The sequence below is a fragment of the Paenibacillus sp. N119s genome (genome assembly GCF_059447605.1).
Genome location: NZ_JCAJRU010000258.1, coordinates 1 through 6686 on the forward strand (window position 1 = coordinate 1; position 6686 = coordinate 6686).

The 6686-nt window shown below is 46.4% G+C and carries 5 protein-coding genes; all 5 read left to right on the plus strand.

All coding sequences use genetic code 11. The features are described from left to right. Positions 1-1344, plus strand: a 1344-nt coding sequence (gene floT, locus AC5V8P_RS21965; RefSeq protein WP_495473862.1) for a flotillin lipid rafts scaffold protein FloT, incomplete at its 5' end; no start/stop codon positions are given. Positions 1345-1537: 193 nt separating this feature from the next. After that, a complete protein-coding gene (glcT, locus tag AC5V8P_RS21970; RefSeq protein ID WP_063212055.1) occupies positions 1538-2398 on the plus strand; it encodes a glucose PTS transporter transcription antiterminator GlcT in 861 nt (286 codons plus the stop codon). A 252-nt stretch (positions 2399-2650) separates the two neighbouring features. After that, on the plus strand, positions 2651-4696 hold the full coding sequence (gene ptsG / locus AC5V8P_RS21975; RefSeq protein ID WP_025676128.1) for a glucose-specific PTS transporter subunit IIBC: 2046 nt from the start codon (positions 2651-2653) through the stop codon (positions 4694-4696). Between the two features lie 110 nt (positions 4697-4806). Further along, a complete protein-coding gene (locus tag AC5V8P_RS21980) occupies positions 4807-5082 on the plus strand; it encodes an HPr family phosphocarrier protein (protein ID WP_013372579.1) in 276 nt (91 codons plus the stop codon). After that, positions 5075-6686: phosphoenolpyruvate--protein phosphotransferase (ptsP, locus tag AC5V8P_RS21985; RefSeq protein ID WP_495473863.1), on the plus strand; the 1612-nt coding region annotated here is incomplete at its 3' end. The genes AC5V8P_RS21980 and ptsP, both read left to right, overlap by 8 nt.

The window sequence follows — 6686 nt, forward strand, 5'->3', positions numbered from 1 at the left end:
TTCATCTGGCCCATTTTCCAGCAGTCCGAATTTATTTCTCTGTTATCTCACAAATTGGACGTAACCACACCGGAAGTATATACAGAGCAGGGAGTGCCCGTCATCGCGGATGGTGTGGCAATTATCAAGGTCGGAAGTTCCATCGAGGATGTAGCCACAGCAGCCGAACAGTTCATCGGAAAGCCGCTGGAAGCTCTTAGAGGAGAGGCTCAGGAAGTGCTGGAGGGACATTTGCGGGCAATCCTCGGCTCCATGACAGTGGAGGAAGTATACCGTAATCGGGATCGGTTTGCGCAGGAAGTGCAAGGCGTAGCTGCTCGCGATCTGAAAAAGATGGGTTTGCAGATCGTCTCTTTCACCATCAAAGATGTACGTGATAAACATGGATATCTGGATGCGCTCGGTAAGCCGAGAATTGCTGCTGTGAAACGGGATGCAGAGATTGCAGAAGCCGAGGCTGTGCGGGATGCCCGAATTCAGAAGGCGCAGGCAGAACAGGAAGGTCAGAAGGCCGAACTGCTGCGGGATACGAATATCGCCGAGGCAGCCAAGGAGAAGGACCTGAAAGTGGCTTCGTTTAAGAAAGAACAGGATACAGCCAGGGCGGAAGCCGATCAGGCTTATCACATTCAGGAGGCCCGTGCCAAGCAGACTGCTGTCGAGGAACAGATGAAGGTCGAGTTGGTACGTAAGGAACGGGAGATTGATATTCAAGCCAAGGAAATACAGGTACGTGAAAAGCAATATGATGCGGAAGTGAAGAAGAAGGCGGAAGCGGATCGATATGCGGTAGAACAAGCGGCGGAAGCCGACAAAGCGCGTAAAATGCGTGAGGCGGAATCGCTGCAATACTCGATTGAAACACAGGCTAAAGCGTCAGCTGAACAAAAACGTCTGAACGGGCAAGCAGAAGCGGATGCAGAACGGGCCAAGGGTACGGCAGATGCGGACGTCATCCGTTTGCGTGGTCTCGCGGAAGCCGAGGCCAAGGAAAAATTGGCAGAGGCTTTCCAGAAGTTTGGAGAGGCCGCTGTGCTCGATATTATCGTGAAAATGCTGCCGGATTTGGCTGGACGCATTGCCGAACCGATAGCATCCATTGATAAACTGACTGTTGTGGATACAGGTAAAGGGGAAGGAGCAACGCGTGTCAGCAATTATGTCACAGAACTGATGGCAACGGCTCCCGAGATGCTTAAAAGTGTATCGGGTATCGATGTAGAGCAGTTGATCAAGGGACTAACCACTGGAAAAAAAAGCATTCATCCCGTACCCTCCTCCGATGATGCAAACAAGCTGCACCATCCAACCCCGGTTGAGGTAGCACTAACGGATAAAGAATAACGATAAGCCTTTGGGAAGTAAAACTTTCAGAACCCAAAAGACCGCTTTTCATCACAGCATTTCCTGGAAAATGTGATGAAAAGCGTTTTCTTTTTATTGACCTTTAGCGGAATATTTGGTACTTTAACGTGGATTCCTCTGAGCTTCATGCTATAATTCTTAGGATCAAGGTTCTGATAAAAGAGGTGCGGATGTGAGCAGCCTAAAAGTGGCCAAAGCGCTGAATAACAATGTGATTATAGGGATGCATCCCGAGCATGATGAGGTTGTCGTGATTGGAAAAGGAATCGGTTTCAATCGCAAACCCGGCGATCTAATGCCGTTGGATTCAGTTGAAAAATTATTTATATTAAAAAGCCATGAAGAGCAGGAGCAATACAAACGATTGCTTCCTGAGCTGGATGAAAAGCTCATTGAGGTCATCGGTGAGGTGCTTCATCTTGTTCAGCTTCAAGCCAAAAAGCCTCTTAATGAGCACATATTGATTGCTTTAACCGACCATATTGCGTTTTCCATTAATCGTCATAAACAGGGGATTACGATTCATAATCCATTCTTGTATGAAACTAGGGAAATATATCCCCAGGAATACAAGATGGCTGAGCAAGCTGTTGCTTTAATCAAGGATAAGATGGGCGTGGATCTGGGAGAAGATGAAATCGGATTCGTAGCTCTGCATATTTATAGCGCGATGACAAACCAGCATATCTCCGAGGTTAGGAAAGATTCTCGTCTGATTGCTGACATGGTTCAGGTCGTCGAGACGACGCTGGATTACCGAATTCCTCTCCAATCCCTTGATTATTCTCGTCTGTTGACTCATCTGAGATTTGCGATTGAACGTGTACGTCGAGGAGAGATTGTGCAGGAGATTTACCGATTGGACAAGCTTTTGAACGAAGAATACCCAGAAATGTATATGCTAGCTTGGAAACTTACGAAGATTATGGAGAAGAGGCTGCGAAAACCAGTGTATCCAGCTGAAGTTAGCTATTTGACGATGCATCTGCAGCGTTTGTCCCAGCGCAAGGAGCAAGGAGATAACAAACCGTGATAAAACCCGAATAAAAAAGTATTGCCTCGCATTTAGCGTGGTGCTATAATCAATTCTGCAATGAGGAAGACAACAACTAAACATTTAACGTGTTACTGATTCGATCAGGCATGAGTTGCTTTAAGTTATGATTGTTTACAGCCTACTGGGGTAAGCTATATCCCAAGGTTGTGTTCAAACATACTTAAATCGGCTTATGCCTTTTTTGTTGTTTTACCTCTCTTCTAAATTTCAGAGAAGGATGTGGAAGGTATGTTTAAAAAGCTTTTCGGCGTTTTACAGCGTGTCGGTAAAGCATTAATGCTTCCTGTAGCTATCTTGCCAGCTGCGGGGCTTTTATTGGGTATCGGCAACATGCTGGTCAATCCTGATTTTCTCCAGTACATACCGGCATTAAATGCGGGCTGGGTTCAATCGGTAGCGACGATCATGATGAATGCCGGACAAATTGTTTTTGATAATTTGGCACTGCTGTTTGCAGTCGGCGTAGCCGTCGGTTTGGCGGGTGGCGAGGGTGTAGCAGGTTTGGCTGCGATCATCGGTTACCTCGTTATGAACATTACCTTGGGTACAGCCGTGGGTGTTACACCTGGTCTGATTGCTCAAAAAATACCAGGTTATGCGAACGTGTTGGGTATTCCTACACTTCAAACCGGGGTGTTCGGCGGGATCATCATTGGTATACTGGCCGCTGCTATGTACAATCGCTTTTTCAAAATCGAGCTTCCCTCGTACCTGGGCTTTTTCGCGGGTAAGCGCTTTGTTCCAATTGCAACGGCAGTATCTTCACTGATTGTCGGATTGGCACTGGTCCTGATCTGGCCTCCAGTTCAGCAAGGACTTAATGCAGTATCTCACTTTATGGTATACTCCAACCCGACCTTGTCGGCGTTCCTGTTCGGTGTTATCGAACGTGCGCTGATTCCGTTTGGTCTGCACCACATCTGGTACTCACCATTCTGGTTTGAGTTTGGTGAATATGTTAACAAAGCAGGTCAAACCGTTCACGGTGACCAGCAGATCTTCTTTAGTCAGCTTCGCGACGGCGTAGCACTGACAGCAAGTACGTTCCAAGTAGGTAAGTTCCCATTCATGATGTTCGGATTACCAGCAGCAGCACTTGCGATGTATCATGAAGCAAGACCGGAACACAAAAAATATGTAGCAGGTATCATGGGTTCAGCTGCATTGACTTCGTTCCTGACAGGTATAACGGAGCCACTGGAGTTTTCCTTCCTGTTCGTAGCTCCATTGCTGTTCGCAGTACACTGTGTATTTGCAGGTTTGTCATTTATGACGATGCAAATTTTGAATGTTAAAATCGGTATGACGTTCTCTGGTGGATTTATTGACTTCCTGATTTTCGGGATTATTCCAACCCGTACGCCATGGTGGTATGTAATTATCGTCGGTCTGATTTTGGCGGTTATTTACTACTTCGGTTTCCGATTCATCATACGGAAGTTCAACTTGAAAACACCAGGACGTGAAGAAGCTACAGAAAATGTGGATGGTGCAGCAAGCGGTAGCAGTGATGAGCTTCCACATAACATTTTGGCTGCCTTCGGTGGTTCATCGAATATCAAGCATCTGGATGCATGTATTACACGTCTTCGGATCGAAGTTAATGAGAAATCAAACGTTGACAAAGCTCGTCTGAAACAACTGGGCGCATCGGGTGTCCTTGAAGTGGGTAACAATGTACAGGCGATCTTCGGTACTCGTTCCGATACGATTAAAACTCAAATGGCTGATATCATGGCAGGACGTACACCTGCACCTGCTCCTTCAGAGCCAGCTCCACAGGAGGAAAAGGAAGCCGGAGAACAAAAGCAAACGATTGTTGTAGAAGATATCGTAATGCCAGTTAACGGTGAATTGGTTGACATCTCGACCGTTCCCGATCCGGTCTTTGCAGAACGCATGACAGGTGACGGCTTTGCGGTAGTGCCAAATGATGGAACCATTGTTTCCCCTGTCTATGGTAAAGTATTCAATGTATTCCCAAGCAAGCATGCGGTGGGTATTCAATCCGATGGTGGTAAAGAAGTGCTTGTTCATATCGGGGTAAATACAGTGAAGCTTAAAGGCCAAGGATTTGACGTTTTGGTGAACGAAGGCGATCTTGTGTCAGCCGGTCAGCCTATCATGAAAGTAGACCTGGAATATGTAAAGGCCAACGCTAAATCCATCATTTCACCTGTCATTTTCACCAACCTGCCAGAAGGTTCTTCGGTAACTTTAAACAAAACTGGAGTATTGAAGGCTGGCGAAGATGGTATAATTACGATAAAATAAACTCTATGTGTTTCGGTTTAGTTGATGAGGCGGCTTAGGCCGCCTGGTCATCTGTCCGGTATACTGCGTGTAAACAAATATTATCTTTAGGAAAGTGGGAGGAACAAATTATGCAAACAACTTTTAGAATCACGGATGAAGACGGTATCCATGCACGTCCTGCAACTGCGCTGGTAAATACAGCTAACAAATTCAGCGGTGCTGAATCTTTCGCTGAAGCTAACGGTAAAAAAGTAACTTTGAAATCCATTCTGGGTGTATTGTCTCTGGGTCTGGAACAAGGTGATACTATTAACATTATCTGCGAAGGCGCTGAAGCTGCTGAAGCATTGAAAGCTCTTGAAAATGTAATCGTTAACGAAGGGCTGGGCGAAGTTCATGCTTAAAATTTCCGGGATTGCCGCTTCGGCAGGCATAGCCATTGCCCGGGCGTTTATCTTGGAGCATCCGAATTACGCTGTAGAGAGACGCGCGGTTGGTGATGTTGAAGCTGAAATCGCAAGATTGGACGCGGCTTTGGCTGAATCTCAAACCGAATTGGAATCGATTAAGGAGAAAACACTTCGGGAGCTAGGTGAGAAGAAGGCAGAAATTTTTGCATCTCACCTGCTGATCCTGAACGATCCTGAATTGATCGATCCGGTTAAAGCTAAAATCAGAGACGAGCAGCTCAATGCTGACTATGCTTTGGATGAAGTAGCTACACAGTTTATTTCCATGTTTGAAAACATGAAAAGTGCGTATTTGCAAGAACGCGCATCGGACATGCGTGATGTAACCAAACGGGTGCTCAATCATCTGCTTGGTGTTCATTTTGTCAGCCCTGCAGAAATTGCCGAAGAAACAATTGTACTTGCAGAAGATTTGACACCTTCCGATACAGCTCAGCTGAACCGTGAATTTGTTAAAGGCTTCGCAACAAACATCGGCGGACGCACTTCGCACTCGGCTATTATGGCTCGTTCATTAGAAATTCCTGCTGTTGTAGGAACAAAAAATATATTGTCTCAAGCGAAAAGCGGAGATTTGATTATCGTCGATGGTCTGGATGGTCATGTATTCGTGAATCCTACCGAAGAAATTGTTGCGGAATACCGCGCTAAACAGGTAGCCTATGACAAGCAACGCGAAGAGTGGCGCAAGCTGCGTGGCGAAGCTACGGTTTCCGTTGATGGTGTTCATGTCGAACTGGCAGCCAATATTGGTACGCCTAACGATGTAGCTGGTGTTCTGGACAACGGTGGTGAAGGCGTCGGCTTGTACCGTACGGAGTTCTTGTACATGGGACGCGACAAGCTCCCATCCGAAGAAGTACAGTACACTGCTTACAAAACCGTTCTGGAAAAAATGGAAGGTAAGCCAGTTGTAGTCCGTACTTTGGACATCGGTGGCGACAAAGAACTTCCTTATCTGGATCTGCCAAAAGAAATGAACCCGTTCCTCGGATTCCGTGCGATTCGTCTGTGTCTGGATCGCCAGGATATTTTCCGCACTCAATTGCGTGCTTTGTTGCGTGCAAGCGTGCATGGTAACCTGCGCATTATGTTCCCAATGATTGCTACGCTGAACGAATTCCGTGAAGCGAAAGCTGTTTTGTTGGAAGAAAAAGAAAAGTTGGTAGCCGAGGGTGTAGCCGTATCTGAAGAAATTCAGTTGGGCATCATGGTTGAAATTCCTTCTACTGCAGTATTGGCTGACCAATTCGCAAAAGAAGTGGATTTCTTCAGTATCGGTACTAACGATCTGATTCAATACACAATGGCAGCGGATCGAATGAACGAACGAGTATCTTACCTATATCAACCATACAATCCATCCATTCTGCGTCTGGTGAAAATGGTTATTGATGCCGCTCACCGTGAAGGACGTTGGGTTGGTATGTGCGGTGAAATGGCAGGAGACGCAACAGCAATTCCGTTGCTGCTGGGTCTGGGACTTGATGAGTTCAGCATGAGCGCAACTTCCATTCTGCCAGCACGTAGCCAAATCT

Excerpts from the sequence above, each read along its gene's own strand:
- ptsG (WP_025676128.1), top strand. The coding sequence starts at position 2,651 with ATGTTTAAAAAGCTTTTCGGCGTTTTACAGCGTGTCGGTAAAGCATTA.
- AC5V8P_RS21980 (WP_013372579.1), top strand. The coding sequence starts at position 4,807 with ATGCAAACAACTTTTAGAATCACGGATGAAGACGGTATCCATGCACGT.